The organism is Pseudomonas protegens CHA0 (genome assembly GCF_000397205.1).
In the GTDB taxonomy this organism is placed as follows: Bacteria; Pseudomonadota; Gammaproteobacteria; order Pseudomonadales; family Pseudomonadaceae; genus Aquipseudomonas; species Aquipseudomonas protegens.
Genome location: NC_021237.1, coordinates 2,938,011 through 2,964,457 on the forward strand (window position 1 = coordinate 2,938,011; position 26,447 = coordinate 2,964,457).

Consider the following 26,447-nt stretch of genomic DNA (forward strand, 5'->3'; position numbering starts at 1 on the left):
GTTCAGCTTGATGTTCAGGAAGCGGAGTCGGCCCATGACAGCCCCAGCCCAACCCTCTCGCAGTGCCCATCTAATCCAGAACGATGCGCAAGCCATCAGCGTGGCCCGGGCCCTGGCCCAGCGCTTTGCCGTGGAGGCGGCGCTGCGTGATCGCGAGCGGCGCCTGCCCCGGGCTGAGCTCGACGAATTTTCCGCCAGCGGCCTGTGGGGCATCACCATCCCCAAAGAGTACGGCGGTGCCGGGGTGTCCTACGCCACCCTGGTGGAAGTCATCAAGCTCATTTCCGCCGCCGACCCGTCTCTCGGCCAGTTGCCGCAGAACCACCTGGGGGTGGTGGACATCCTGCTGCAGACCGCCAGCGAAGAGCAGAAGCGCCATTACTTCGCCAAGGTGTTGCAGGGCTACCGCTTCGGCAATGCGTTTTCCGAGGCCGGCAGCAAGCACGTCGGCGCCTTTGAAACCCAGATCCGTTTCGACGGCGAACAGGCGCAGATCGACGGCGAGAAGTTCTACTGCACCGGGGCGCTGTTCGCCCACATCGTCCCGGCGGTGGCGGTGGACGAACACAACCAGGCGCACATTGCCTTTATCGAGCGCGACAACCCTGGCCTCACGGTGGTCGACAGCTGGGACGGCTTCGGCCAGCGCACCACCGCCAGCGGCGGGGTCAGCCTCAAGGCGGTGCGGGTGCCGCGCAGCGCGGTGATCCCGGCCCATCGGGCCTTCGACCAGCCCACCGCCGATGGCCCGATCTCGCAAATCATCCAGGCCGCGGTGGACACCGGCATCGCCGTCGCCGCCCTGGAAGACGCCAAGCATCATGCCCGGCAATCCCGGCCGTGGATCGACAGCGGCCTGGACCATGGCTGGCAGGACCCGTTCACCATCGCCGCCATCGGCGACCTGGAATGGCGGGTGCACGGCACCGAGGCGATCCTCGCCAAGGCCGCCGAGGCGGTCGATCAGGCCCTGGCCCAGCCCGGTGAAGACAGCGTCGCCCAGGCCTCCCTGGTGGTGGCCCAGGCCAAGGTGCTGTCGGCGGAGAGTGCCTTGCTCGCCGCCAGCAAACTCTTCGAACTGGCCGGCACCCGTTCGGTGTCGGGCAAGTACAACCTCGACCGCCACTGGCGCAACGCCCGCACCCACACCCTGCACGATCCGGCGCGCTGGAAATATCACCTGATCGGCAACTACCTGCTCAACGGCATCAAGCCGGCCCGCCACGCCTGGAACTGAAGGACTGCGCCATGAATGCACTGACCCGCCCCGACACCCCCCAAGCGGCCCTGGAACACAACGCCCAGGTCCTGCAGCGGGCCCGCGTCCTGCTGCAGCAAACCCTGGATTTCATCCGCGAGCAGGCCCGGCCCTGGAGCGGCAGCGGCCTGGCCAGGGCCAGCGACGACCCCTATGTGATCAGCCGCTTTGGCGACCTGAACATCCGCATCGACCTGGCCGCGGCCCTGCAGGAGCGGGCCCTGCGCCAGATAGAACAAGAGCCGGACCCGGCGGAAGTTGCGGTGGCCCTGGCCGAGGCGGCAATTGCCGCGGGCCAGGCGCTGCTGGCGGCCAGCGACGCCGAGTTCGAACTCACCGGTCAGCGCAGCCCGCAGCCCCAGACCCTGGATGACCCGCTGCGCTGGAAATACCAACTGATCGGCAACTACCGCCTCAATGGCGTGCCACCCCAAGGTTTCAGGAGTTTTGTGTGATGTCCCGTGAAATCCGCCTCAATGCCTTCGACATGAACTGTGTCGGTCACCAGTCGCCGGGCCTCTGGGCCCACCCCCGGGACCGCTCCTGGCAGTACAAGGACCTGGAGTACTGGACCGACCTGGCGAAAATTCTTGAAAAGGGCAAGTTCGACGGGTTGTTCATCGCCGATGTGCTGGGCATCTACGACGTCTACAACGGCAACGGCGAGGCAGCGATCCGCCAGGCCGCCCAGGTCCCGGTGAACGATCCGCTGCAGCTGATCCCGCCCATGGCCCTGGTCACCGAGCACCTGGGCTTCGGCCTCACCGCGTCGCTGTCCTTCGAGCACCCGTACCCCTTCGCCCGGCGCCTTTCCACCCTCGATCACCTGACGAAGGGCCGCGCCGGCTGGAACATCGTCACCTCCTATCTGGAGAGCGGGGCCAAGAACATCGGGCAGCAGGCCCAGACCGAACACGACGCTCGCTACGACTACGCCGAGGAGTATCTGGAGGTCTGCTACAAGCTCTGGGAAGGCAGTTGGGAAGACGGCGCGATCCTGCGCGACCGCGAGCGACGGATCTTCAGCGACCCGAGCAAGATCCACGAGATCCGCCATGTCGGCAAACATTTCCAGGTGCCGGGCATCCACCTCTGCGAGCCGTCGCCGCAACGTACCCCGGTGCTCTACCAGGCCGGGGCGTCCAGCCGGGGCAAGCAGTTCGCCGCCGAGCAGGCCGAATGCGTGTTCGTCGCCGCGCCGTCCAAGGTGCTGCTGAAAAAGACCGTGGCCGACATCCGCCGCCGGGCCGCCGAGGCCGGGCGCGATCCGTCGAAGATCCTGATCTTCAACCTGCAGACGGTGATCCTGGGCGAGACCGACGCCAAGGCCAAGGCCAAGTTCGAGGAATACAAATCCTGGGTCAGCTACGAGGGCGCCATGGCGCTGATTTCCGGCTGGACCGGCATCGACTTCAGCCGCTTCAAGCCCGACGAGCCCCTCAAGCACGTGCACACCAACGCCATCCAGTCGGCGGTGGAAGCCTTCTCCACGGCAGACCCGAACAAGGTCTGGACACCCCATGAACTGGCGGACTGGGTGGGCATCGGCGGCTTTGGCCCGTTGTTCGTCGGTAGCCCGGAAACCGTCGCCGACCTGCTTCAGGAATGGGTGGAAGAAACCGACGTCGACGGCTTCAACCTGGCCTATGCGCTGACCCACGAAAGCTTTATCGACGCCGTGGAACTGCTGGTGCCGGAGTTGCAGAAACGTGGCGTCTACAAGACCGAATACGCCCCGGGTACCCTGCGGGAAAAACTCTTCGGCGCCGGCCCGCGCCTGCCCGAAAGCCACCCGGGCAGCGCCTGGCGCAACCTGGGCGGGCAACGCCAAACAGCCGCGCAACGTGCCAGCGCCTGAACCCCGCGTCCTGTAGGAGCTGGCTCGCCAGCGAAGGGGCCCACGCCTTCGCCGGCAAGCCGGCTCCTACAAGCGAAAAGGCCCACAAGGCCCCCCGTTCATTTCCAGCCAGCGGACCACCGCACGCGATTGCCAAGATGTCGAGGTCAACTCATGAGCGTGCATGAACTCAAGCGTGCGCCGAGCGCGGATTCGCCAGCGCCCCAGGCCCGGCTGCAGTTGAGCGGGGCCCTGGAGCGGTTGCGCCACTGGGCCCAGGTCAGCCCGTTGCACAACGCCTTGCGCCACAAGCGCCACGGCCACTGGTACGCCTGGCGCTGGATCGACGCCCTGCGGGACGTCGAGCGCCTGGCCGACGGCCTGCGCCAGCAGGGCCTGACCCCGGATTCGCGGTTGGCAGTCAGTGCCCGCTTCGAACCGGACCTGCTCCTGCTGGCCCTGGCGGCCCACAGCCTTGGCGCCGAGGTGCTGAGCCTGGACGACGAGCTGCCGCCCCAAGCCCTGCGCCAGACCCTGTGGCGCCTGCAACCGAGCCACGCCTTCGTGCATTCGCGCCAGCAGGTGCTGGATTGGGTCGCCGCCAGTGAAAACGCTCTGGCCCCGCAGTTGCTGATTGCCGGGCAAGCCTTGCCGCGCCTGCCGGAAGGCGCGCATCTGCCCCTGCTGGAATTGCGCGAGCTGCTGGGCCGGGGCGAGCCACCCCGGCGCCAGGCCAATTGGCGCGCCCCGGTCGGCAGCGGCCAATTGTGGAGCGAGGAGGGCACGCAATGGCAGGAGGGCCTGACGGTGCTGCTGGAGCAATGGCTGGGCAGTGGCCAGTGCCTGGCCTTCGCCGAAAGCCGCGGCTCGACCAGCCGCGACCGGCGGGAGGTAGCCCCCAGCGGCCTGCTGCTGTCGCCCCAGCGCCTGCAACGCCTGGCGGACGAGGTCGAGAGCCGCCTGGCGCCCCCCGACAGCTGGCGCCGACGCCTGTGCGAGTGGGCCTTGGCCCATCCCCAGGGCCTGTTGGCGCGCCTGCTCAAGCATCGGGTGCGCCGCCTGCTGGGCTTTGCTCGCCTGCAATTCATCTGGCAGGCCCCCCAGGCCACGACGCCACCGGCCACCCCGGCCTGGATCGTCGAATTCACACGGAACATTGCATGAGCCACGCCGAATCCATTTTGCAAGTCAGTGACATCTCCCTGTCGTTCAAGGGGGTCAAGGCCATCAATCAACTGTCGTTCGAGGTGCGCCGGGGCGAGATCTGTGCCCTGATCGGCCCCAATGGCGCGGGCAAGAGTTCGCTGCTCAACGTGCTCAACGGGGTCTATCGCTTTGACGCCGGGACCATCGTGTTCGAGCGCCAGCCATTGCAGCGCATCGACCCGCTGGACGCCGCGCGCCGGGGCATCGGCCGGACGTTCCAGAACAACGCGCTGTTCAAGAAGATGAGCGTGCTGGACAACCTGCTCACCGGCCTTTCGCGCCACTCCCGCGCGCGCTTCATCGAACAGGCCCTGGGCTTGCCCCGGGCCCGCCGTGAAGCCCGGGCATTCCGCCAGCTGGCCGAGGGCATCCTGCAGTTTCTGGAATTGCAGGCATTGCGCGATGTGCCGGTGGGCAACCTGGCCTATGGCCTGCAAAAGCGCGTCGAGTTGGGCAGGGCGCTGATCGCCGGGCCCAGCCTGTTGCTGCTGGACGAACCCCTGGCCGGAATGAATGCCGAGGAGAAGCAGGAAATGGCCCGCTTCATCGCCGACATCAACCGTGACTTGGGCACCACCGTGGTGCTGATCGAGCACGACATGGCGGTGGTCATGGACCTGTGCGACCACGTGGTGGTGCTCGACTACGGACGCAAGGTGGGCGATGGCACACCGGCCGAGGTTCAGGCCAACCCCGAGGTGATCGCCGCTTACCTGGGGGCCGTGCACTGATGGCATTCTTCTTCGAAACCCTGCTCGGCGGTCTGCTGGCCGGCACCCTGTATTCACTGGTGGCCATCGGCTTCGTGCTGATCTACAAGGCCAGTGGCGTGTTCAATTTCGCCCAGGGCTCGATGCTGCTGTTCGCCGCGCTGACCTTCGTCAGCCTGCACGAGCAGGGCGTGCCTTTCGCCCTGGCACTGTTGCTGACGGTGCTGGTGATGATCCTCGGCGCCTGGCTGATCGAACGCCTGGTGCTGCGACCCTTGGTCAACCGCTCGCCGATCACCCTGTTCATGGCCACCCTGGGCCTGTCGTTCATCATCGAGGGCCTGGCCCAGGGCCTGATGGGCTCCCAGGTGCGGGCCCTGGACCTGGGCATCGACGATGTGCCGCTGTTCCTCGGGCCGCTGATGGTCAGCCAGTTCGACCTGATTGCCGCGGCCACCGCCCTGGTGCTGGTGACGGTGCTGGCGCTGCTGTTCAACAAGACCCGCATCGGCATCTCGCTGCGTGCGGTAGCCGACGACACCACGGCGGCGCTGTCCATCGGCATCAACCTCAACCGCATCTGGCAGATCGTCTGGGCGGTGGCCGGGGTGGTGGGGCTGGTGGCCGGGCTGCTCTGGGGGGCACGCCAGGGGGTGCAGTTCTCTCTATCGCTGGTGGTGCTCAAGGCGCTGCCGGTGCTGATCATCGGCGGCTTCACCTCGATCGGCGGGGCGATTGCCGGCGGCCTGATCGTCGGCGCCGCCGAAAACCTGGCGGAGGTCTATATCGGCCCGCTGATTGGCGGCGGCATCAGCCCCTGGTTCGCCTATGTCCTGGCCCTGGCCTTCCTCTACATCCGCCCCGCCGGCCTGTTCGGCGAGCGGGCCATCGAGCGAGTGTGAATTGATGTCCCTTCTTCTGACGCGGCAAACCGCCCCCTTGCTGCTGGTCCAGCGCCGCCTGCCCTGGGGCCTGGCCGGCCTGTTGCTGCTGGCCTTCGGCGTGGTGCCGGTGCTGGGCAACGACTATTGGCTCAACGCGATCCTGATTCCGTTCCTGGTGCTGTCCCTGGCCGGGCTCGGGCTCAACCTGCTGACCGGCTACACCGGCCAGACCTCGGTGGGCGCCGCCGGCTTCATGGCCGTGGGGGCCTTTGCCACCTACGGTATTCTGCTGCGCCTGCCGCAGCTGGGGCTGCCCCTGGCCCTGCTCGGCGGCGGCCTGATCAGCGCCCTGGTGGGCTGGCTGTTCGGCCTGCCCAGTTCGCGGATCAAGGGTTTCTACCTGATGGTCAGCACCCTGGCGGCGCAGTTCTTCCTGGAGTGGCTGTTCGTCAAGTTTCCCTGGTTCTACAACTACGGTTCCTCGGGCACCATTTCGGCGCCGCAGTTGAGCCTGCTGGGCCATGACCTGAACCACCCCCAGGGGCGCTACCTGCTGACCCTGGTGACGGTGCTGCTGTTGACCTGGGTCGCGCAGAACCTGGTGCGCAGCCAGGTCGGGCGCAACTGGATGGCGATCCGCGACATGGACACCGCCGCCGCAGTGATTGGCATCCCGGTGGCCCGCTACAAACGCCAGGCGTTTGCCGTCAGCTCGTTCTACCTGGGCATCGCCGGTGCGCTGTGGGCCTTCGCCTACCTGGGCACCGCCAGCGCCAGCAGCTTCGATATCAATCGTTCGTTCCAGATCCTCTTCATCATCATTATCGGCGGCATGGGCAGCGTGGCCGGCAACTTCGTCGGCGCGGCCTTCATCAGTCTGTTGCCGATTCTCCTCAGCCATGCCGGGCAGGCGCTGCTGGGCGGGGCGGTGGACGCCGGGCAGTTGCAGAACCTGCAGAAAATCATTTTCGGCGTGCTGATCATCCTGTTCCTGATCAAGGAACCCGAGGGCCTGATCCGCTTGCTGGGCAACTTGCGCGAGCGCCTGCGGCACTGGCCGCTGCGCTTCTGAATTCCTCCTCCCAGAACAGAGAGACAACATGCGTGCATCCTTGAAAGCTTCCCTGGCCGGCGCGGCGTTGCTGCTGGCGGCGGCCGTTGCCCCGGCAGCCCAGGCCGGGCCGGACCAGCAGTTCTTCCCCCTGGCCACCTACCGCGTCGGCGCCTATGCCTCCAGCGGGGTGCAGGTGTGGGCCGGGATGATCGACTACCTGAACTACATCAACCAGGTGGAGGGCGGCATCAACGGGGTCAAGCTGGTGTGGCAGGAGTGCGAGACCGAGTGGACCGCCGAGAAGGGCATCGAGTGCTACGAGCGCTTCAAGAACGGCCTGGATGGCGCACCGGTGGCGGTCTACCAGCCCAACGGCGCACCGGCGGCCTATGCCCTGAGTGAGCGTGCCGAGGTGGACAAAATCCCGCTGATCACCCTGGGCTACGGCCGCACCGAAGCCACCGACGGCACGGTGTTCCCCTACAACTTCCCGGTGATGCTGACCTTCTACAGCGAGGCCTCGACCCTGGTGAACTACATCGCCCAGCGCGAGGGCGGGTTCGACCGGCTCAAGGGCAAGAAGATCGCCACGCTTTATCACGACTCCGCCTATGGCCGGGAAACCCTCGGGCCGCTCAAGCTGCTGGCCGAGAAGTACGGTTTCGAGAACATCCAGATTCCGGTGGCCGACCCGGGCAACGAGCAGTCGGCGCAATGGCGGCAGATCCGCCAGCAGAATCCGGACTGGGTGTTCCTGCGCACCTGGGGCGTGTCCACCCCGGTGGCGGTGAAGACCGCCGCGCGCTTCGGCTTCCCGGTGGACCACATCATCGGCGATATCTGGGCCAGCTCCAGCGAAGACGTGCTGCCGGCCGGCGCCGCGGCCAAGGGCTACCTGGCGCTGACGCCCTACCCGGCGGGCAGTGACTTCGAGATCCACAAGCGCCTCAAGCAGTACATCCTCGATACCGGCAAGAGCGACCTCAAGGACCTGAAGAATTTCGGCAGCGTGTACTACAACTCCGGCCTGGTGAACGCGGCGGTGGCGGTGGAGGCGATCCGGACCGCCCAGGGCAAGTTCGGCAAGCGCCCGCTCAATGGCGAGGAAGGGCGCTGGGGCCTGGAACACCTGAACATCGACGACGCCCGGCTCAAGGACATGGGCTACCTGGGGCTGATGCAGAACCTCAAGCTGTCCTGCCGCGATCACGAAGGCGGCGGCGCGGCCCGGGTGCAGCAATGGGACGGCGCCAACTGGACCCTGATCAGCGAGTGGATTGCCGCCGACCGTGCGCTGCTACGGCCGCTGATCGACGAAAAGGCCGCGGCCTTTGCCAAGGAGAAGCGCCTGGTGCCCCGTACATGCAACGAGGGTGACTGAACCATGAGCCACAGCGCCACGGCCGCGACGGCCGAGACCTTGCTGCAGGTACAGGACATCGAGGTGATCTACGACGGCGTGATCCTGGCGCTGGCCGGGGTATCTTTGAGCGTGCCCCGGGGGGCCATCGTCGCCTTGCTGGGGGCCAACGGCGCCGGCAAGAGCACCACCCTCAAGGCCATTTCCGGGCTGGTGCGGGCCGAGCGTGCCGAGCTCAGCCGCGGCGCCATCGCCTTTGCCGGGCAGGACCTGGCCGGGGTCGACCCCAGCCAGCGGGTGCGCCAGGGCATGGTGCATGTGCTGGAAGGGCGCCACGTCTTCCCCCAGTTGACGGTGGAAGACAACCTGCGCGCCGGCGGCTTTGTCCGTGGCCTGGGCCGGCGCCAGCTGGAACAGGACCTGGAGCGTATCTACAGCTGGTTTCCGCGGCTGCTGACCAAGCGCCGGGTGCGCGCCGGGCTGACCTCCGGTGGCGAGCAGCAGATGCTGGCCATCGGCCGGGCGTTGATGACTCGTCCTACTTTGGTACTGCTGGATGAACCGTCCATGGGCCTTGCGCCTATTATCGTCCAGGAGATTTTCCAGATCGTCGCCCAGCTCAATCGCGAGGCGGGGGTGAGCTTTCTGATCGCCGAGCAAAGCATTAATCTGGCGCTCAAGTACGCTTCCCATGCCTACCTGCTGGACACCGGCCGCGTGGCCTTGTCCGGCAGCGCCGAGCAACTGCTGGCCCGGGGCGACCTGCAGGATTTCTACCTGGGCAAACACTGACCGTGAGCATTCCATGAGCCAAACCCACACCGGACAGGCAACCCCTGCCACCCGTGATGCGCCAATCCTGATTGTCGGCGGCGGCCTCAGCGGCGCCTTGCTGGCCGCCCAGTTGCTGCGCCTGCCGGGCCAGCGACGGATCCTGGTCATAGAACCGCGCAGCGAGCTGGGGCGCGGCGAGGCCTACAGCGCCGTGGAGCTGGGGCACACCCTCAATGGCAACGCCGCGCGCATGAGCGTCGACCCGGACAACGCCGACGACCTGACCCAATGGCTGGCCCGGCACATCGCCGAGGGCGGCTGGTCCGAGTCGGACCGCCAGCATGTGCCGGTCAGCGAACTGTTTCCACCTCGCGGGCTGTTTGGTGTCTACGTCCAGCAGCGCCTGGCCGAGGCCCAGGTGCAGGGCCGGGCGCAGGGCTCCTCGTTGAGCCATGTGCAGGGCGAGGCGGTGGACCTGGAAACCGGCCCTGACGGCGTGCTACTGACCCTGGCCGATGGCCGGCAACTGCCCGGCGCGGTGGCGGTGCTGGCCACCGGCATGTTCCCGGCGGCGCGTACCCCGCAGACCCGCTCCAGCGGCCTGAATGCCGCGGCGCTGGACCCCTGGGATGTGGCGGCCATGGCCCGCCTCGATCCCCGGGCGACGGTGCTGATCATCGGTTCCGGGCTGACCATGGTGGACGCCGTGGTGTCCCTGGAGCAGGCCGGGCATCGTGGGCCGATCGAGGTGTTTTCCCGGCATGGGCTGCTGCCACACGTGCGCCGCCAGCCCCCGGCCTGGGAAGACTTTCTCGGCGCCGACCCGAGCATCCGCAGCCCTCGGCAACTGCTGCGGGCGCTGCGCCAGCAATGCCGCGTGGCCGAGGCCCAGGGCATCGACTGGCAGGCCCCGCTGGACACGGTGCGGGTGCATATAGGGCGCCTGTGGAGCCAGGCCAGCGAGGTGCACAAACGCCAGTTCGTGCGCCATGTACGGCCCTGGTGGGAAAGCCATCACCATCGCTCGCCGCCCCTGAGCGCCGAGCTGGTGGCGCGCCTGCATGAAGAAGGGCGGTTGCGGATTCATGCCGCTTGCTACCAGGGCCTGGAGCCGGGCGACGAAGGCCGGCTGGCGATCCGCCTGCGCTACCGCGGCAGCCAGGACAGCGTGCGCATGGCGGGCGATGCCCTGATCAACTCCAGTGGCATCGAATACGACTGGCGCCGGGTGGCGCGGCCTTTGCCGCGCCAGCTGCTGGCCCGCGGCCTGGTGACACCCGGGCCTTTGGCCCTGGGCATCAGCGCCGCACCCGATGGTGCCGTGCACAACGCCCAGGGCCAGGCCTGCGAGCGCCTGTTCGCCATGGGGCCGCCCCTGCGCGGCCTGTGGTGGGAAAGCACCGCCGTCACCGACGTCGCCCTGCAGGCCAAGGCCCTGGCCGCGCGCCTGGCCAACCACCAACCGTAGGCGCTGGCTTGCCAGCGAAGGCGCCCGCAAGATCGCCTTCGCCGGCAAGCCGCTTCCTACAGTGCCACCCAGCGCTGTTCGGCGGCGGCAGTGCGGATCGCCGCGGCCAGGCGCTCCACTTCCCAGGCTTCAGCGAAATCCGTGCCGTCCCGGCCCTGGCCGCACAGGGCCATGATCAATTCGTGAACTTCCAGGGTCTTGAGTTCGTTGTAGCCCAGCTGGTGCCCCGGGGCCGGGCTGAAGGCCGCGTAGCCGGGCAGGGCGGGCCCGGCCAGCAGGCGCTGGAAACCCTTCTGGCCGACCCGGTACAGGCGCAGTTCGTTGAGGCGTTCCTGGTCGTACGCCAGGGTGCCAAGGGTGCCGCTGATCTCGAAGCTCAGGTGGTTCTTGTAACCATGCTTGATCCAGCTGCTGCTCAGCGTGCCCCGCGCGCCATTGGCAAAGCGCAGCAGGGCATGGGCCTGGTCATCCACGGCGATGGCGCGGCGTTCCTGGCTGCCGGCTTCGGTGGGGCGTTGCAGGTGCACGGTCTGGGTATCGGCGCACACCGCCTGCACCGGCCCCATGAGAAAGCGTGCCATGGCCAGCAGGTGGCTGCCCAGGTCCGCCAGGGCGCCGCCGGCGTGCTGCGGCTCGCAACGCCAGGACCAGGGGGCATCCGGGTCGGCCATGAAGTCTTCGCTGAACTCGCCCTGGAAACTCACCAGTTGCCCCAGTTCGCCGTTGCCGATCATGTCCCTGGCCTGGGCGATCACCGGGTTGTGCTGGTAGTTGTAGCCCACCCGGGTCACCACCCCGGCGGCCTGGGCCGCGTGGTGCATCTGCCGGGCCTGTTCGACGCTGACCGCCAGGGGCTTTTCGCAGTACACCGCCTTGCCTGCGGCCAGCGCCGCCATGGCCATGGGGAAGTGCAGATGGTTGGGGGTGGTGATGGCCACCAGATTGACCCGGGGATCGGCGATCAGGTCTTGCCAGTCGCGGTGGGCCTGGGCAAAGCCCCAGGCGCCGGCGCAGTGTTCGCCGCGCTGGGCGTCGGCGTCGGCCAGGGCCGCCAGGTGCAGGCGCACCGGCAATTCGAAGACCGCGCCGGCACTGCGAAACGCCAGGGCGTGGGCACGCCCCATGAAACCGGTGCCGATCAAACCAATGCCGAGCTCGTCCATAACCGCACCTGCAGAATTATTGTTCTAGGGAGGGCTAGTTATGGAATAAATATTCTTTAATTGCAATTGGTGGAATTAAAATTTTGAAAGGCGCTTGCATGAGCCGGCTTGCCGGCGAAAGGGGCCGCTTGGGTTGCGCTGGGCTCAAGGCCCTCTTCGCTGGCAAGCCAGCTCCTGCGGGAAATGAAAAAGGCAGCCTCCGGGCTGCCTTTTTTGTGGTGCAAGCGGGCCTCAGGAGAGGAAGCCGCCGTCCACATTGAGCGAGACACCCGTGGTGTAGCTGGAGGCGTCGCTGGCCAGGTAGAGCACCGCGCCGGCCATTTCGCTGGGGTCGGCTACGCGCTTGAGGGGGATCTGCGCCAGGGCGGTCTTGAGGATGGCGTCGTTCTTGACCAGGGCCGAGGCGAACTTGGTGTCGGTCAGGCCCGGCAGCAGGGCGTTGCAGCGGATGCCGAACTGCGCGCATTCCTTGGCGAAGACCTTGGTCATGTTGATCACCGCGGCCTTGGTCACCGAGTAGATGCCCTGGAAGATCCCCGGCGAGATGCCGTTGATCGAGGCCACGTTGATGATGCTGCCGCCGCCGTTTTCGCGCATCAGCTTGCCGGCTTCCACCGACATGAAGAAGTAGCCGCGGATGTTGACGTCGACGGTCTTCTGGAAGGCCCCCAGGTCAGTGTCCAGGACGTTGCAGAATTGCGGGTTGGTCGCGGCGTTGTTGACCAGGATGTCCAGGCGCCCGAACTGTTCGCGGATGCCGGCGAAGACTTGGCTGATCTGCTCCATTTCACCGATGTGGCAGGCAATGGCGGTGGCCTTGCCGCCGGCGGCGATGATCGCGTCGGCCACGTGCTGGCAACCTTCGAGCTTGCGGCTCGACACGATGACATGGGCGCCTTGCTGGGCCAGCAACTTGGCAATGGCCTCACCGATGCCGCGGCTGGCGCCGGAGACGAATGCGATCTTGCCGTCGAGGTCGAACAACTGAGTCTTGGACATGGTTTTTCCTTGTTTTGGCTGTCGAGCGCCGGGGCGCGGTCAGAGGCTGGATTTGTGAATGACCTGCAGGCTCATCTGCTCCAGCAGTTTGTTCATGTGAATGAACTGCGCGAAGCGTTTGTCCTGGGTCTGGCCATGGTAGAAGCGGTAGTAGATCTGCTGCACGATGCCGGCCAGGCGGAACAGGCCGTAGGTGTAGTAGAAGTCGAAGTTGCCGATTTCGATTCCCGCGCGCTCGGCGTAGTAGTCGACGAACTGCTGGCGGGTGAGCATGCCCGGGGCGTTGCTCGGCTGGCGGCGCATCAGTTGCACCGGCGCCGGGTCGCCGGCCTCGATCCAGTAGGCCAGGGTGTTGCCCAGGTCCATCAGCGGGTCGCCCAGGGTGGTCAGTTCCCAGTCCAGCACGCCGATGATCTGCATCGGGTTCTGTGGGTCGAGGATCACGTTGTCGAAGCGGTAGTCGTTGTGCACGATGCTCGAGGTCGGGTGGTCGGCGGGCATCTTCTCGTTGAGCCAGGCCTTGACCTTTTCCCAGTGCGGCGCGTCCGGGGTCAGGGCCTTCTCGTAGCGGTCGCTCCAGCCCTTGATCTGGCGCTGCACATAGCCTTCGGGCTTGCCCAGGTCACCCAGGCCGCAGGCGCTGTAGTCGACCCGGTGCAGCTCGACGAAACGATCGATGAAGCTCTTGCACAGGGCCTCGGTCTGGCCGGCATCCAGGCCCAGCTCCGGCGGCAGGTCGGAGCGCAGGATGATGCCCTTGACCCGTTCCATGACATAGAACTCGGCGCCGATCACCGACTCGTCGGTGCAGTGCACGTAGGCTTTGGGGCAGTAGGGGAAACCGTCCTTGAGCTGGTTGAGAATGCGGAACTCGCGGCCCATGTCGTGGGCCGACTTGGCCTTGTGGCCGAAGGGCGGGCGACGCAGGACAAACTCCTGCCCGGGGTATTCCAGCAGGTAGGTGAGGTTCGAGGCACCGCCCGGGAACTGGCTGATCTGCGGCGTACAGCTCAGGCCGGGAATGTGCGCCTTGAGGTACGGGTCGATCAGGTTGGCATCGAGTTCCTCGCCTGAGCGAGTGCGGGTGGACTGGTCTGTAAGCGCCATGCTTATCCCTTCTGCTTATTCTGGAGGCCAGAGATTATTGGCTAATCTAATGCGCCTACCGGCCCCTCACAATCGCGGCGGGCCTTTATAGGTGCGCGTGTTGCCGGACAATCATTGCTTTTGATACAAGCGTTTGAATTTAGCCCCGTGTGTCTACGACCCGATGAGACCAAGCCCCCGCAGGAACCATGCAGGCACAGAGGTTGTCCGCCCCACGAGCATAGGCGTTGACTCGGGGCTGGGTCAGTTCGGTGCCGGCAGGGCCAGCGGGGTCAGCAGTGGCCGGCCTTCGAAGTGGGCCAGCAGGTTCTGGCCGACCATCGCCACGGTATCGCGGCTGGCCTGGGGCGAAAGGCCGGCGACGTGGGGCGTGAGCACCACGTTGTCGAGCACCTTGAGGGCGTCCGGGACTTGGGGTTCGTCATCGAACACATCCAGGGCCGCGCCGGCAATCCGCCGCTGCTGCAGGGCCTGCAGCAGGGCGTTGGTGTCCACCACGCTGGCCCGGGCGATGTTCACCAGGAAACCTTCGGGGCCAAGGGCTTCCAGCACCGGCTGGTCCACCAGGTGCCGGGTGTCGGCGCCGCCCGGGGTGGCGATTACCAGGACGTCCGAGTCCCGGGCCAGTTCCACCAGGGTCGGGCAGAAGCGGTAGGGCTGGTCGGGGCGTGGCTGGCGGCTGTGGTAGCTCACCGGCATGTCGAAGCCCAGGGCGCAGCGCCGGGCGATGGCCTGGCCCACGGCGCCGAGGCCGAGCACCCCCAGGCGCATGCCGGCCAGGGACGGGCGCAGCACCTTCGGCCAGTCCCCCTGGCGTACCGCGGCGTCGGACTGGGGAATGCCGCGCACCAGGGCCAGCAGCAGGGCCAGGGCATGATCGGCCACGGACGAGGCGTTGACCCCGGCACCATTGGTTACCGCGATCCCGCGATTGCTCGCCGCTTGCAGGTCCACTTGCTCATAGCCGGCGCCGATCACGCAGATGATCTGCAATCGGGGCAGGGCGGCGATTTCCGCCGCGCTCAGCCCCAGGGGGCCACGGGTCAGCACCGCATCGATCTGCCCGGCGTGGTCCCGGATCGCCTGGGCCCGGGTCTGTGGAGTGGGTGCCAGGATCAGCCTGAAACCCAGGTCTTCGAGGTGCGGCAGGTAGGCGTTGACGTTTTCAACCAGGACCAGAACGGTGGCGCGCATGGCGGACTCCTCGTGGGTTAGCGGGGCAGGGGTTGGCGCAATTGAAAGATGTTGCCTTCCGGGTCGATGCCGTCGCAGGCCCGGGCGTCCTTGAATTGCCATTCGCGCTCGGCCTCGTACACCCGGCCACCGGCCTTGGCAGCGCGCTGCCGGGCCCGGGCCAGGTCGTCTACCTGGAACAGCGGCTTGCAGGCGCAATCGCTGCGGGGCAGCGGCGGTTCCTGCACGACGATGCGCGCAGCAATCGCTGGCGGCACCTGGACCAGGGTCAGCTCGAAGCCCTGGTGGGCCAGTTGCTGGTAGTCGGCTTGCTGTTCGGTGATGGGCCAGCCCAGCAGTTCGGCATAGAAGCGGGCGAGGGAAGGTGGATCAAGGCTGTAGAGGAGGCAGCCGGCGATCGTCGTGGCGCTCATGGAGGGTTCCATACGGGCAGGGGCGAAGGCTCAAGGGTGCGGGTTGCGAGGGATTTTGGCAATGCTCGCCGGCACCGTTCCCGGGGGCATCACGCCATGATCGGCGTGCCCGGGGCGGTGTGGGAACGATGGGGTCAGAAGGTTACGTCGGCGGTTGTGGCCAGGCGCACGAAGGGGCCGTTCAGGGTGGCGTTATGGTGGGCGATGATGGTTCTTGCCCCGATCAGCGGCGTGTCCATGCAGGTATGGGCGTCCTCCACCAGCACGGCGGCAAAGCCCAGGTCGCCGGCGGCGCGGCAGGTGGTATCGACGCAGTACTGGGTCTTCATGCCGACGATCACCAGTTCATTGACCTGGGCCTCCTGCAGGTGCTCGGCCAGCCCGGTGCCGATAAAGCAACTGGGGCGGGTCTTGTCCAGTACGCAGTCCTGCTCTTCATCCACTTCCAGGGTCGGCAGCAGTTGCCAGAATGCACTGCCAGCGGCAATCGGGGATTCGGCGGGGCCGGTATGGCGCACGGCGAAGATCGGCGCCCCGGCCTGGCGGGCGCGGCGGATCAGTTGGTTGATGTTTTCCAGGACCTGCTCGCGCTTGTAGGGCTTGTCCGGTCCATTGAACAACCCGACCTGCATATCGATCACCAGCAGGGCACGCTTGGCGTTGGATAAAGGCATCTTGTCTCTCCTTGTAGTGCCAGCTGGACGGAGAAACAAAAGGCCCCGTCCATTGCTGGCGGGGCCTTGGTTCTACTGTGCTTGTGTCATCCCGCACAGCCACCACACGACCCGCCGGAGGCAGTCGTGGTGGTGGAGGTAGGGTTCAGCGCGTAGATATTCATGGGGTCCGATCATGCCGCCTGCCCGTGAGGCTTGTCAACGCGGCCCGCTAGGGGCCGGCTTGCCGGCGAATGGCGTCTTCAGGCGGGCAACTTCGCTGGCAAGCCAGCTCCTGCGGAACCCGGATTGAGCGGGAGAGCGCCGGGCCAGACGCTTTCCCATCAAACGAAAAAATACCTGCAGCGCATAAACCGTTCCTCAGCTGAGTCTATGCAGCGCCCTTGGAATCCCGGACAATCGCGCCCCCTCTTTTCGCTCGGGCACTGCCTGTCGGGTACTCCGATACGCCCGGGTGAATGGCAAACGACCGGAATGTGGAGATCCCACCGGATGAATGATCAGGCCAACAGCGTTGATCAACGCTTTGAAACCGCGGCCCCAGCGACCCTGACCCGCTGGAACCGCCAAGACACCACCTGGATGCTCGGCCTGTTTGGCACGGCCATCGGTGCCGGTACCCTGTTTCTGCCCATCAATGCCGGCATCGGCGGTTTCTGGCCGCTGTTGATCCTGGCGCTGCTGGCCTTCCCCATGACCTTCTATGCACACCGCGGCCTGACCCGCTTCGTGCTTTCCGGGCGTGACGGTGCGGACATCACTGACGTGGTGGAAGAGCACTTCGGGCTCACCGCCGGTGCCCTGATCACCTTGCTGTACTTTTTGGCGATCTTCCCGATCCTGCTGATCTACAGCGTGGCCCTGACCAACACCGTCGACAGCTTCATGACCAACCAACTGCACATCGCGCCGCCACCGCGGGCGATCCTGGCCCTGGTGCTGATCTTCGGCCTGCTGGTGGTGGTGCGTTGCGGCGAGCAGGTGATCGTCAAGGCCATGAGCCTGATGGTCTACCCGTTCATCGTGGCCCTGCTGTTCCTCGCGGTGTTCCTGATCCCGCACTGGAATGGCGGCATCCTCGCCACCGTCAGCGATGTCCCGGCGCCTTCGGCCTTCCTGCATACCCTGTGGCTGGCGATTCCGGTGATGGTCTTCTCGTTCAACCATTCGCCGATCATCTCGGCCTTTGCCGTGGACCAGAAGCGCCGCTATGGCGTGCACGCCGAAGAGCGCAGTTCGCAGATACTCTCGCGTGCCCACCTGCTGATGGTGGGCATGGTGCTGTTCTTCGTCTTCAGCTGCGTACTGACCCTGAACCCGGCGCAGCTGGCCGAAGCCAAGGCGCAGAACCTGTCGATCCTGTCCTACCTGGCCAACCATTTCCAGAATCCGACCATCGCCTTCGCCGCGCCGTTGATTGCCTTCGTGGCCATCGCCAAGTCCTTCCTGGGCCACTACATCGGTGCCAGCGAAGGCCTCAAGGGCCTGATCGGCAAGAGCGGCCGGCGCCCGGGCACGAAAACCCTGGACCGCGTCACCGCCGCCTTCATGCTGGTGATCTGCTGGGCCGTGGCCACCCTCAACCCGAGCATCCTGACGATGATCGAGACCATGGGCGGCCCGGTGATCGCGGCGATCCTGTTCCTGATGCCGATGTACGCCATCCGCAAGGTGCCGGCCATGGCCCGCTACCGCGGCCAGGCTTCCAACGTCTTCGTGACCCTGGTGGGCCTGGTGGCCATTACTGCCCTGGTGTACTCCCTGGCGTCCTGACAGCCTTCCGGTAGGAGCCGGCTTGCCGGCGAAGAGGCCCGCAAGCCAACTGCAAGGCGCGCGGACGCCTCCCTGGCGAACCCGCTGCTGCACACAACGCCGTCGGTACTTCACTGTACCGGCGGCGTTGTCGTTCAAGGCATTGATCAGGATTGTTTGCTGCCTTGAATAAAGGGCTAAGCTGGTGCTCTTATTGCTGCCAGGAACCCGCCCATGGCCATTCCCGCCCCTCTGGCTGCAAGCCTGCCCAAACACGTTGATGCGGTTGGGCGACACCCCCTGAATCTGGATTTTGCGTTGTCACGGATGAACCCGATTGGCCACTGAACCCCTGACCCACCCAACCGCTGCACCCAAGCGCACCCGCGACCTGCTGGCCGGCCTGTCCATTGCCGGCCTGTTGTTGCCGGAAGCCGTAGCCTATTCCAGCATCGCCGCCTTGCCGCCCCAGGCCGGGGTCATTGCCCTGTTTGCCGGGTTGCTGTGCTACGGCCTGTTGGGCACCAGCCGCTTTGCCATTGTTTCTGCCACTTCATCGTCGGCCGCAGTGCTGGCGGCGGCCACCCTGTCCCTGGCCGGTGGCGACGCCCAGCTGCGCCTGAGCCTGGCCTTTGCCCTGGTGCTGCTCACTGGGGTGTTCTTCCTCCTGGCCGGGCTGTTCCGCCTGGGCGGCGTGACCGCCTTCATTGCCAAGCCGGTGCTGCGCGGCTTTGCCTTCGGCCTGGCGTTGACCATTGTCCTCAAGCAGTTCGCCACCGTGGTCGGGGTGCACCTGAGCACCGGTAACCTGGTGCGCTTCCTGCCGCAGTTGCTGGAGCAGTGGCCGCAATGGAACTGGGCCGGCGCCGCGGTGGCGGCGGTGGCGCTGCTGGTGCTGGGGATCTGCTCGCGAATTCCCTATGTGCCCGGCGGGCTGGTGGCGGTGGTGATCGGCATTGGCGCCGGCCAGTGGTTCAACCTGCCGGCCCATGGCGTCGACCTGATCGGGGTCATCGAACTCAAGCTGGAGGTGCCGAGCCTGCCGCAACTGCCTTTTGCCGACTGGCTGCGCCTGGGGGAACTGGCGTTCGCCCTGGTGATGATCCTGTATGCCGAATCCTATGGTTCCATCAGCTCCTTTGCCCTGAAGCATGGCGACCGGGTTTCCTCCAACCGCGACCTGCTGGCCCTGGGCGCTTCCAATCTGCTCTCGGGGCTGTTCCATGGCATGCCCGCCGGGGCCGGCTACTCGGCCACCTCCGCCAATGAAGCGGCCGGGGCGCGCTCGCGCCTGGCAGGGCTGACCGCGGCGGCGGTGATGCTGCTCATCGTGCTGACCGTGCTGCCCTATATCGCCCTGACCCCGGAGCCGGTGCTGGCGGCGATTGTCATGTACGCCCTGGGTCATGGCCTGAGCCTGCAACCCCTGGGGCGCTACTTCATCTGGCGGCGTGACCGGGTGCTGGTGATCTGCGCGGTCAGCGCGGTGCTGGTGCTGGGGGTGCTGGACGGGTTGCTGCTGTCAGTGGGTATCAGCATCCTGTTGCTGCTGCGGCAGATGTCGGCGGCGGATATCCAGATCCTCGGGCAACTGGGCAGCGGCCACGACTTTGTCGATCTCAGCCGTCATCCTCAGGCCCGACAGGTGCCCGGCGTGCTGATCCTGCGGCCGGGGGAGGCTCTGTTCTTCGCCAACGCCGAACGCATCCTCGGCGGCGCCCTGCGCCTGATCCGCCATGTGCAGGCGCCGATCCACAGCATCATCCTCAGCCTGGAGGAGTCCCCGGACCTGGACGGCACCAGCATCGAGGCCCTGGACGAGTTCTTCCGCCAGGTCAGCCTGGAGCACAAGCACCTGGCCCTGGCGCGGCTCAAGCACGAGGCCAAGGACGCCCTGGCACTGCTGCCGTCGAGCCGCGAGTACCAGGTGCTGCTCAGCGGCACCAGCGTCGACGACACGCTGCAGGAGAGCCTGCGGGGCTGGAAGGTTAAGGATGCGCTTGAGTCTTGACTGTATTCTGGGGTTTTGCGAATAAAATTCGCTATTGCGAAAATTATTCGCGTGGGTGATTATTTGTTCGTGCCTATTTACTGAGGATTTTCATGATGAGTAGCGAAACCTTGCCTTATAGAGCCCGTCAGGCTCTGCAAATGACTACCACCGAGGCCGCTCAGCTTGTACATGTCACACGTCGGACCTGGGAGATATGGGAGTCCGGAAAGTCAGCCATGCCATTGGCAAAGCGCGAGTTGTTCATCTCCAAGTTGGAAGGGATTCGTAGTGAACACCGTGAACTGGTTGTTGTAGTTGCGGATGATGGGATGACAGCTATCGATGTGGTTGCCAGTGACGGGTTCTGTTCGCTTATACAGGAGGGTGATGATGGGTATGTCATCAGCTCGTTGGCTGTCCGGCGCGACAATGGGCAGCCTTATGTGCATCGGCAGCGGTTTCTCGCCGAGGGCAACGAGCAAGTCATTCTGAAAGCCAAGTCTTGGACGAGCGTAATGGACCAATAGTCAGGAGCAGAGGTCATTTTGATTTTGCTTGTTTTATGTGAAGTGATCGCCGTTGGCCATTTTAAGGAGAAAAGGCATTGCACAAAATTGACGTGTTTCGAAAAGAGTTTCAGCAATACTCCTCCTTGAACAATCCTGATGCCAAGCAGGTATCAAACTTCGCCAGTTGGCTCGAGGAACGGGGGATTCCATTGTTCAAGGAGGCCTTCCAGCAGGAGACCAATCGTCCAATTCCAAGCCTCCCGGATGAGAAGCTTATCGAGCAGGCGTATCCGAAAGGTTTGAACGAAATAGATAAGAAGCAACTGCAACAAACCTTCTATGTGTCAAATGCTCAAATTTTCGTGCAGACATGTTCGTGGATCGCATCCACTGTGGTTAACGCCAGTTCGGACCCTCGTGCAGAAGTTTTTTCTTCACGTCACTTCGACTTACTCCACTATCTGGTGTTGGATGCCATGGTGCTTCTAGATGACTGGGCACATCTGACCCAAGACGTACCTGCAATGTATGGCATAGGGAAAAATGCGTGGCATAGTGCATCGCAAATTGCTCTTGCTACTGATCAGTTGATATTTTCTGGCTCACCTTTTTTTGCTTTCACTGATAATTCTACCGACTCGGGCATCGCCTTGCTTCGAATCGCCCTCGAAACACGAATGCGTTTTGGTTTCGAGTTGCTGGGCGTTGTCGAACTCTCGACTCAATCGGTTTTGCCTCTGAACTTGAGCACTGTTTTTAAAGCAATTGATAAGCATCAGCATAAATTCAAGTTAGCTGTACCGCTTCAACACATTGAGCGAATATACGGGTGGTCCAATATTTATGTGCATATCGGCCTGAAGCACTTCATGTGGTCACCGATTTTTGCTCTGCGTTATATGAATCGATTACTAAGAGGGGGAGAGTATTCAAAAGGGTTCAGTGTGAATGCAGGCATAGAAATAGACAAAGCCACGTTATTGGCCATTCAAGATGAAGCTGAAACGGCCTATAACCTCGACTCGACAAAATATGAGTTGTCGAAAATTCCTGTTGATCAGTGTGCCGTGGTGCTCACTGCATAGAGTCGGACTTGAAGTACTCCCCTGACTCGTCACTGCTTCCTTGTCTAGCGTGTCAGCAGCCCCGGTAGATGCTGTCAAAGTTTAGGTGTCCAGGCATAAAAAAACGCCGCGTATCGTGGAGTACGCGGCGTTCCTTCTTACAACGCTACAGCCTTAGGCTTGCACCACCGGGATGTTGGCGTTGGCAGCCGCTTCACGGAACTCGGCGATCTGGTCGAAGGACAGGTAGCGGTAGATATCGGCCGCCATGCTGTCGATCTTGCCAGCGTATTCCATGTACTCCTCGACGGTCGGCAGGCGACCCAGGATCGAAGCCACCGACGCCAGTTCGGCCGAAGCCAGGTAGACGTTGGCGCCATCGCCCAGACGGTTCGGGAAGTTACGGGTCGAGGTCGACACCACGGTGCTGTTCGGCTCGACGCGTGCCTGGTTACCCATGCACAGCGAGCAGCCCGGCATTTCCATGCGTGCGCCGGCCTTGCCGTAGATGCCGTAGTAGCCTTCTTCGGTCAGTTGGTGAGCGTCCATCTTGGTCGGTGGCGACAGCCACAGACGGGTTGGCAGCTGGCCCTTGACCTGATCCAGCAGTTTACCGGCAGCGCGGAAGTGACCGATGTTGGTCATGCACGAACCGATGAACACTTCGTCGATCTTCTCGCCAGCAACGCTGGACAGCAGACGGGCGTCGTCCGGGTCGTTCGGCGCGCACAGTACCGGCTCGCTGATGTCGGCCAGGTCGATTTCGATGATTTCGGCGTATTCGGCGTCGGCGTCGGCTTCCATCAACTCAGGGTTGGCGATCCAGGCTTCCATCGCTTGAGCGCGACGTTCCAGGGTACGTGCGTCACCGTAGCCTTCGCCGATCATCCAGCGCAGCAGGGTGATGTTGGACTGCAGGTACTCGGTGATCGACTCTTTCGACAGCTTGATGGTGCAACCGGCAGCCGAACGTTCGGCCGAGGCGTCGGACAGTTCGAACGCCTGCTCCAGGGTCAGGCCTTCCAGGCCTTCGATTTCCAGGATGCGGCCGGAGAAGGCGTTTTTCTTGCCTTTCTTCTCGACGGTCAGCAGGCCGTTCTGGATGGCGAAGTAAGGAATGGCATGGACCAGGTCACGCAGGGTGATGCCAGGTTTCATTTTGCCCTTGAAGCGCACCAGGATCGATTCCGGCATGTCCAGCGGCATGACGCCGGTGGCAGCGGCGAACGCCACCAGGCCGGAGCCGGCCGGGAACGAGATGCCCATCGGGAAACGGGTGTGGGAGTCACCACCGGTACCGACGGTGTCCGGCAGCAGCATGCGGTTCAGCCAGGAGTGGATGATGCCGTCGCCCGGACGCAGGGAAACGCCGCCGCGGGTCATGATGAAGTCAGGCAGGGTGTGGTGGGTGGTCACGTCGATCGGCTTCGGATACGCCGCGGTGTGGCAGAAGGACTGCATCACCAGGTCAGCGGAGAAGCCCAGGCACGCCAGGTCTTTCAGTTCGTCACGGGTCATTGGACCGGTGGTGTCCTGGGAGCCCACGGTGGTCATCTTCGGTTCGCAGTAGGTGCCAGGACGAACGCCTTTGCCTTCTGCCAGGCCGCAGGCCTTGCCGACCATCTTCTGCGCCAGGGTGAAGCCCTTGGTGCTTTCAACAGGGGCTTCGGGCTTCTTGAACAGGTCGAACGCAGGCAGGCCCAGTTCGGCGCGAGCCTTCTCGGTCAGGCCACGGCCGATGATCAGCGGGATACGGCCGCCGGCACGGACTTCGTCGAGCAGGACCGGGGTCTTCATTTCGAAGGTGGCCAGGACTTCGTCGGTACCGTGCTTGCAGACTTTGCCTGCGTGCGGGTACAGGTCGATCACGTCGCCCATGTTCATCTTCGACACGTCGAATTCGATCGGCAGGGCGCCGGCGTCTTCCATGGTGTTGTAGAAGATCGGGGCGATCTTGCTGCCGAAGCAGAAGCCGCCGGCACGCTTGTTCGGAACATAAGGCACGTCGTCGCCGAAGAACCACAGCACCGAGTTGGTGGCCGATTTACGCGAGGAACCGGTACCGACCACGTCACCGACGTAGGCGATCGGGAAGCCTTGACCGCGCATTTCTTCGATCTGCTTCATCGGGCCGGTCTTGCCTTGTTCGTCCGGAACGATGCCGTCACGGGCCATTTTCAGCATGGCCAGGGCGTGCAGCGGGATGTCCGGGCGGGACCAGGCATCAGGAGCAGGGGAGAGGTCGTCGGTGTTGGTTTCGCCGGTGACCTTGAACACCCGCAGGCTGATCTTGTCGGCCAGTACCGGGCGGTTCTTGAACCACTCGCCGTCGGCCCAGGATTGCAGTACGCCTTGGGCGTGAACGTTGCCGTTCTTGGCTTTTTCCGCGACGTCGTGGAAGGCGTCGAACATCAACAGGGTGTGCTTGAGTTGAGCGGCGGCCACTGGCGCCAGCTCGGCGTCGTCCAGCAGGTTCACCAGGGTCACGATGTTGTAGCCGCCCTGCATAGTGCCCAGCAGTTCAACGGCGCGCTTCTTGTCGATCAGAGGGGAGGAGGCTTCGCCTTTGGCCAGCGCGGAGAGGAAACCGGCCTTGACGTAGGCGGCTTCGTCGACTCCTGGTGGAACGCGATTGGTGATCAGGTCAACGAGGAAAGCTTCTTCGCCAGCCGGGGGATTCTTCAGCAGCTCGACCAGGCCTGCAGTTTGTTCGGCGTTAAGCGGCTGGGGAACGATACCCAGTGCTGCACGCTCTTCGATATGTTTGCGGTAGGCTTCAAGCACAGTTATTACCCTCATCAGTGGTCCCAAATGGGTGTCCGGGACGCTCATCCCGAAATTGCCGTACTCATGCGCTGCGTGGCGTTGTGGGCCACTTAGCCAGAATTACCGACAATTCCTTACAGAAGCTGCTTTCAAAGTTTTACGCCTGCAGAACGGGGAGCTGATGAGGGTTGGCGTTGGGTTTTTCCCCGCTGGAAAAACCCCTCGCCAACACCGCTCTGAAGGAACGACTGTGCTCGTGACGCTTTGAAAACAGCTTCAAACGGACATTGGCGCCTAAAAAGGCTGGCTGATTCTACGGTAAAAAAAGCCTCAACGTAAGTTGCTGTATTGAAGTTTGAGGGGTGATCAATCTTAGACAAAGGGCTAACATTGCCCACTGTTTTGCTTTTGCGTGCGTTGTCTATCTATGCCCAATCAGACCATCAAGACCCCCTGCGTCGGCCTCTGTTCCACGGTTTACGGCGATCTGGTATGCCGTGGCTGCAAGCGTTTCCACCATGAAGTGATCAACTGGAATGGTTACAACGAGGAGGAAAAACGCGCGGTCTGGCTGCGTCTTGAGCACCTGCTGGTGCAGGTGATGGCGGCCAAGCTGGAAGTCTTCGACCCGGTGCGCCTGCGCGAGCAGCTGGAGCAGCGCAAGATCCGCTTCGTGCCCCATCAGTCCGAGTATTGCTGGGCCTACCAGCTGATTGCCCGCGGCGCGCGAGTGATCAACCAGCTCGATGCCTATGGAATGGTGCTGCTGCCAGAGTTTCGCGACTGGGCCTTGCCGGAGTTGCGCGACGCCATTGATCGGGAATTCTTCCTGCTGTCCGAAGCCCACTACCAGCGCTACATCGCCCCCGGCTTTCTCAAGGATGCCCTCGGCTGAGTGCTTCGCTACGCGAATAACTCCCACGCAAATGCCACTGCAGGAGCTGGCTTGCCAGCGAAGACGGCCGCCAGGGCGGTGCAAGGCTTGCGGGCCTCTTCGCCGGCAAGCCGGCTCCTACGGGGTGAGGTTGATCGGGCTCTGTAGGAGCTGGCTTGCCAGCGAAAGCGCCGTCATGGACGGCGCAGATTACGCGATGGCGTTGCGGGGAGGGGGCTCAAGCCTTGGCTGCCAGCTCTTCCAGGTGATCCATGATGTCCGCCGGCTTGAGCACCAGCACGTCGCTGTCCAGGGAGTCGAGCACCACTTCGGCGGTGTTGCCGATCAGTGCCCCGGAAATCCCGGTGCGGGCCACGGTGCCGATGATGGTCAGCACGGCGCCAAGCTTGTGGGCCAGGTGGGGAATCAGCACATCGGCCGGGCCTTCCTCGATATGCAGGTGGGCGTCGTCGATGTCGAACTCGGCCTGGAACGCCTTGCACTGCTCGCGATAGCGCGCCTCGATGGTTTCCTTGAGCTGGAACACCGGGTCGGCGGCCGACAGCATCGGCGACGGGTGAGCGCTGATCACATGCAGCTGGGCCTTGGCCAGGCTGGCGATATCGAAGCCGTGGTCGACGATACTGGCGTGCAAGGCCCGGTGCTCGCCGTCCATGTTGCCGACGTCGATGGCGGCCATCACCACGCCGCCGACCCAGGGCGTGGCGGTCTTGACCAGCAGCACCGGGGTCGGGCAGTAGCGCAGCAGTTTCCAGTCCGCCGGGGTCAGTAGGGCTTTCTTCAGCGGGGCGTCCGGCAGGTGCTGCTTGATCACCAGGCCGCAGCCCTCGGCCTGCTGCACATCGATGATGGTTTCGTGCAGGCTTTCGTTCCAGGCCTGCTCGGTGGTGACGCTGTAGCCTTCGCCGGTGAGGCTGCTCTTGAGTACGCTCAGCAGCGCCGAATGCTCGTGCTTTCTGTCGCAGACCAGCAGGTGCAGGTGGGCCTGGGTGACCCCGGCAATCAGCTTGGCGCGCTTGAGGGCAAGGCTTTCGCCGGGCGTGGGATCGATGACCACCAGGATACTGCGGATGCTTTGCATGATCGGGATCTCCAGGAAGGGATGAACGGTTAGGGTCTGTTCCCGTTTGGCCCCGCAACGCGGCTCGTCACCAAACGGGAACAGACCCTAGCGTGCACAACTATAGTTGCTGGCGCCCGGGCCGGATGTTGATGCATATCAATCGCGGCCGCTGGTGGTCTGCGGCCCGGCCGGTATAATCGCCGGCCTTTCGCTATGAAGCCTTTTGTCCCGTGAGCCTCATGTTAACGATCACTGATAGTGCTGCCTGCCGCTTTGCGGTGGTGGCTGATTGTTCGGAAATGCG

23 protein-coding genes are annotated in these 26,447 nt (G+C 64.3%); 15 read left to right on the forward strand and 8 right to left on the reverse strand.

All coding sequences use genetic code 11. The features are described from left to right. Positions 1-34 precede the first annotated feature (34 nt). The 10 genes from PFLCHA0_RS13405 (at position 35) to PFLCHA0_RS13450 (ending at position 10,551) form a co-directional block, all read left to right on the forward strand. Positions 35-1,237 carry an SfnB family sulfur acquisition oxidoreductase gene (locus tag PFLCHA0_RS13405; RefSeq protein WP_041752186.1) on the forward strand — a complete coding sequence of 401 codons (1,203 nt, stop codon included), beginning with the start codon at positions 35-37 and terminating at the stop codon, positions 1,235-1,237. An 11-nt stretch (positions 1,238-1,248) separates the two neighbouring features. Then, on the forward strand, positions 1,249-1,713 hold the full coding sequence (locus PFLCHA0_RS13410; protein ID WP_015635332.1) for an acyl-CoA dehydrogenase: 465 nt from the start codon (positions 1,249-1,251) through the stop codon (positions 1,711-1,713). Continuing rightward, positions 1,713-3,116 (forward strand): LLM class flavin-dependent oxidoreductase, encoded by a 1,404-nt coding sequence (locus PFLCHA0_RS13415; RefSeq protein ID WP_011060913.1) that lies wholly within the window; start codon positions 1,713-1,715, stop codon positions 3,114-3,116. The genes PFLCHA0_RS13410 and PFLCHA0_RS13415 overlap by 1 nt, the downstream gene beginning before the upstream one ends. A 153-nt stretch (positions 3,117-3,269) precedes the next feature. After that, positions 3,270-4,259 (forward strand): AMP-binding protein, encoded by a 990-nt coding sequence (locus PFLCHA0_RS13420; RefSeq protein WP_041752187.1) that lies wholly within the window; start codon positions 3,270-3,272, stop codon positions 4,257-4,259. Next, entirely contained in the window at positions 4,256-5,032 is a 777-nt protein-coding gene (locus PFLCHA0_RS13425; RefSeq protein ID WP_011060915.1) for an ABC transporter ATP-binding protein, read from the forward strand. Before PFLCHA0_RS13420 ends, PFLCHA0_RS13425 begins: the two co-directional genes overlap by 4 nt. Continuing rightward, the gene (locus tag PFLCHA0_RS13430; RefSeq protein ID WP_011060916.1) at positions 5,032-5,913 is read left to right on the forward strand and encodes a branched-chain amino acid ABC transporter permease; all 882 of its coding nucleotides are present in this window, start codon (positions 5,032-5,034) and stop codon (positions 5,911-5,913) included. Before PFLCHA0_RS13425 ends, PFLCHA0_RS13430 begins: the two co-directional genes overlap by 1 nt. Before the next feature lie 4 nt (positions 5,914-5,917). Further along, positions 5,918-6,967: a branched-chain amino acid ABC transporter permease gene (locus PFLCHA0_RS13435; RefSeq protein WP_011060917.1), complete on the forward strand. Its 1,050-nt coding sequence runs from the start codon at positions 5,918-5,920 to the stop codon at positions 6,965-6,967. Positions 6,968-6,995: 28 nt separating this feature from the next. Further along, positions 6,996-8,330, forward strand: a complete 1,335-nt coding sequence (locus tag PFLCHA0_RS13440; RefSeq protein ID WP_011060918.1) for an ABC transporter substrate-binding protein — start codon at positions 6,996-6,998, stop codon at positions 8,328-8,330. 3 nt (positions 8,331-8,333) lie between these two features. Further along, a complete protein-coding gene (locus PFLCHA0_RS13445; RefSeq protein WP_015635334.1) occupies positions 8,334-9,101 on the forward strand; it encodes an ABC transporter ATP-binding protein in 768 nt (255 codons plus the stop codon). A 13-nt stretch (positions 9,102-9,114) separates the two neighbouring features. Next, positions 9,115-10,551 (forward strand): FAD/NAD(P)-binding protein, encoded by a 1,437-nt coding sequence (locus tag PFLCHA0_RS13450; protein ID WP_015635335.1) that lies wholly within the window; start codon positions 9,115-9,117, stop codon positions 10,549-10,551. 56 nt (positions 10,552-10,607) lie between these two features. Here the strand turns inward: PFLCHA0_RS13450 and PFLCHA0_RS13455 are convergent, their stop codons facing one another. The 6 genes from PFLCHA0_RS13455 to PFLCHA0_RS13480 all read right to left on the reverse strand — a co-directional run bounded on the left by PFLCHA0_RS13455 (position 10,608) and on the right by PFLCHA0_RS13480 (position 16,101). Next, the gene (locus PFLCHA0_RS13455) at positions 10,608-11,714 is read right to left on the reverse strand and encodes a Gfo/Idh/MocA family protein (protein ID WP_015635336.1); all 1,107 of its coding nucleotides are present in this window, start codon (positions 11,712-11,714) and stop codon (positions 10,608-10,610) included. A 231-nt stretch (positions 11,715-11,945) separates the two neighbouring features. Continuing rightward, entirely contained in the window at positions 11,946-12,713 is a 768-nt protein-coding gene (locus PFLCHA0_RS13460; RefSeq protein WP_011060922.1) for an SDR family oxidoreductase, read from the reverse strand. Between the two features lie 39 nt (positions 12,714-12,752). Beyond that, positions 12,753-13,820: a phosphotransferase family protein gene (locus tag PFLCHA0_RS13465; RefSeq protein WP_015635337.1), complete on the reverse strand. Its 1,068-nt coding sequence runs from the start codon at positions 13,818-13,820 to the stop codon at positions 12,753-12,755. A 243-nt stretch (positions 13,821-14,063) separates the two neighbouring features. Beyond that, positions 14,064-15,014 carry a 2-hydroxyacid dehydrogenase gene (locus PFLCHA0_RS13470; protein WP_041752188.1) on the reverse strand — a complete coding sequence of 317 codons (951 nt, stop codon included), beginning with the start codon at positions 15,012-15,014 and terminating at the stop codon, positions 14,064-14,066. A 17-nt stretch (positions 15,015-15,031) separates the two neighbouring features. Beyond that, positions 15,032-15,427 (reverse strand): VOC family protein, encoded by a 396-nt coding sequence (locus tag PFLCHA0_RS13475; protein WP_041752190.1) that lies wholly within the window; start codon positions 15,425-15,427, stop codon positions 15,032-15,034. Between the two features lie 134 nt (positions 15,428-15,561). Then, a complete protein-coding gene (locus PFLCHA0_RS13480) occupies positions 15,562-16,101 on the reverse strand; it encodes a cysteine hydrolase family protein (RefSeq protein WP_015635339.1) in 540 nt (179 codons plus the stop codon). Between the two features lie 492 nt (positions 16,102-16,593). Here PFLCHA0_RS13480 and PFLCHA0_RS13485 point away from each other — a divergent pair, with 492 nt between their 5' ends. The 4 genes from PFLCHA0_RS13485 (at position 16,594) to PFLCHA0_RS13500 (ending at position 21,440) form a co-directional block, all read left to right on the forward strand. Further along, positions 16,594-17,874 (forward strand): serine/threonine transporter, encoded by a 1,281-nt coding sequence (locus PFLCHA0_RS13485; RefSeq protein WP_011060927.1) that lies wholly within the window; start codon positions 16,594-16,596, stop codon positions 17,872-17,874. Between the two features lie 316 nt (positions 17,875-18,190). Beyond that, positions 18,191-19,864: a SulP family inorganic anion transporter gene (locus PFLCHA0_RS13490; RefSeq protein WP_015635340.1), complete on the forward strand. Its 1,674-nt coding sequence runs from the start codon at positions 18,191-18,193 to the stop codon at positions 19,862-19,864. Between the two features lie 95 nt (positions 19,865-19,959). Beyond that, positions 19,960-20,373: a hypothetical protein gene (locus tag PFLCHA0_RS13495; RefSeq protein ID WP_125063786.1), complete on the forward strand. Its 414-nt coding sequence runs from the start codon at positions 19,960-19,962 to the stop codon at positions 20,371-20,373. Positions 20,374-20,450: 77 nt separating this feature from the next. Then, positions 20,451-21,440: a hypothetical protein gene (locus tag PFLCHA0_RS13500; RefSeq protein WP_015635341.1), complete on the forward strand. Its 990-nt coding sequence runs from the start codon at positions 20,451-20,453 to the stop codon at positions 21,438-21,440. A 153-nt stretch (positions 21,441-21,593) separates the two neighbouring features. On the opposite strand, the gene acnB is transcribed toward PFLCHA0_RS13500, so the two are convergent. Next, positions 21,594-24,203: a bifunctional aconitate hydratase 2/2-methylisocitrate dehydratase gene (gene acnB / locus PFLCHA0_RS13505; protein WP_019094305.1), complete on the reverse strand. Its 2,610-nt coding sequence runs from the start codon at positions 24,201-24,203 to the stop codon at positions 21,594-21,596. Positions 24,204-24,612: 409 nt separating this feature from the next. On the opposite strand from acnB, the gene PFLCHA0_RS13510 reads away from it, so the two are divergent. Next, the gene (locus PFLCHA0_RS13510) at positions 24,613-25,080 is read left to right on the forward strand and encodes a DUF1289 domain-containing protein (protein WP_011060930.1); all 468 of its coding nucleotides are present in this window, start codon (positions 24,613-24,615) and stop codon (positions 25,078-25,080) included. Between the two features lie 217 nt (positions 25,081-25,297). Here PFLCHA0_RS13510 and PFLCHA0_RS13515 read toward each other — a convergent pair whose 3' ends face one another. After that, positions 25,298-26,161: a universal stress protein gene (locus PFLCHA0_RS13515; protein ID WP_011060931.1), complete on the reverse strand. Its 864-nt coding sequence runs from the start codon at positions 26,159-26,161 to the stop codon at positions 25,298-25,300. Positions 26,162-26,447 lie beyond the last annotated feature (286 nt).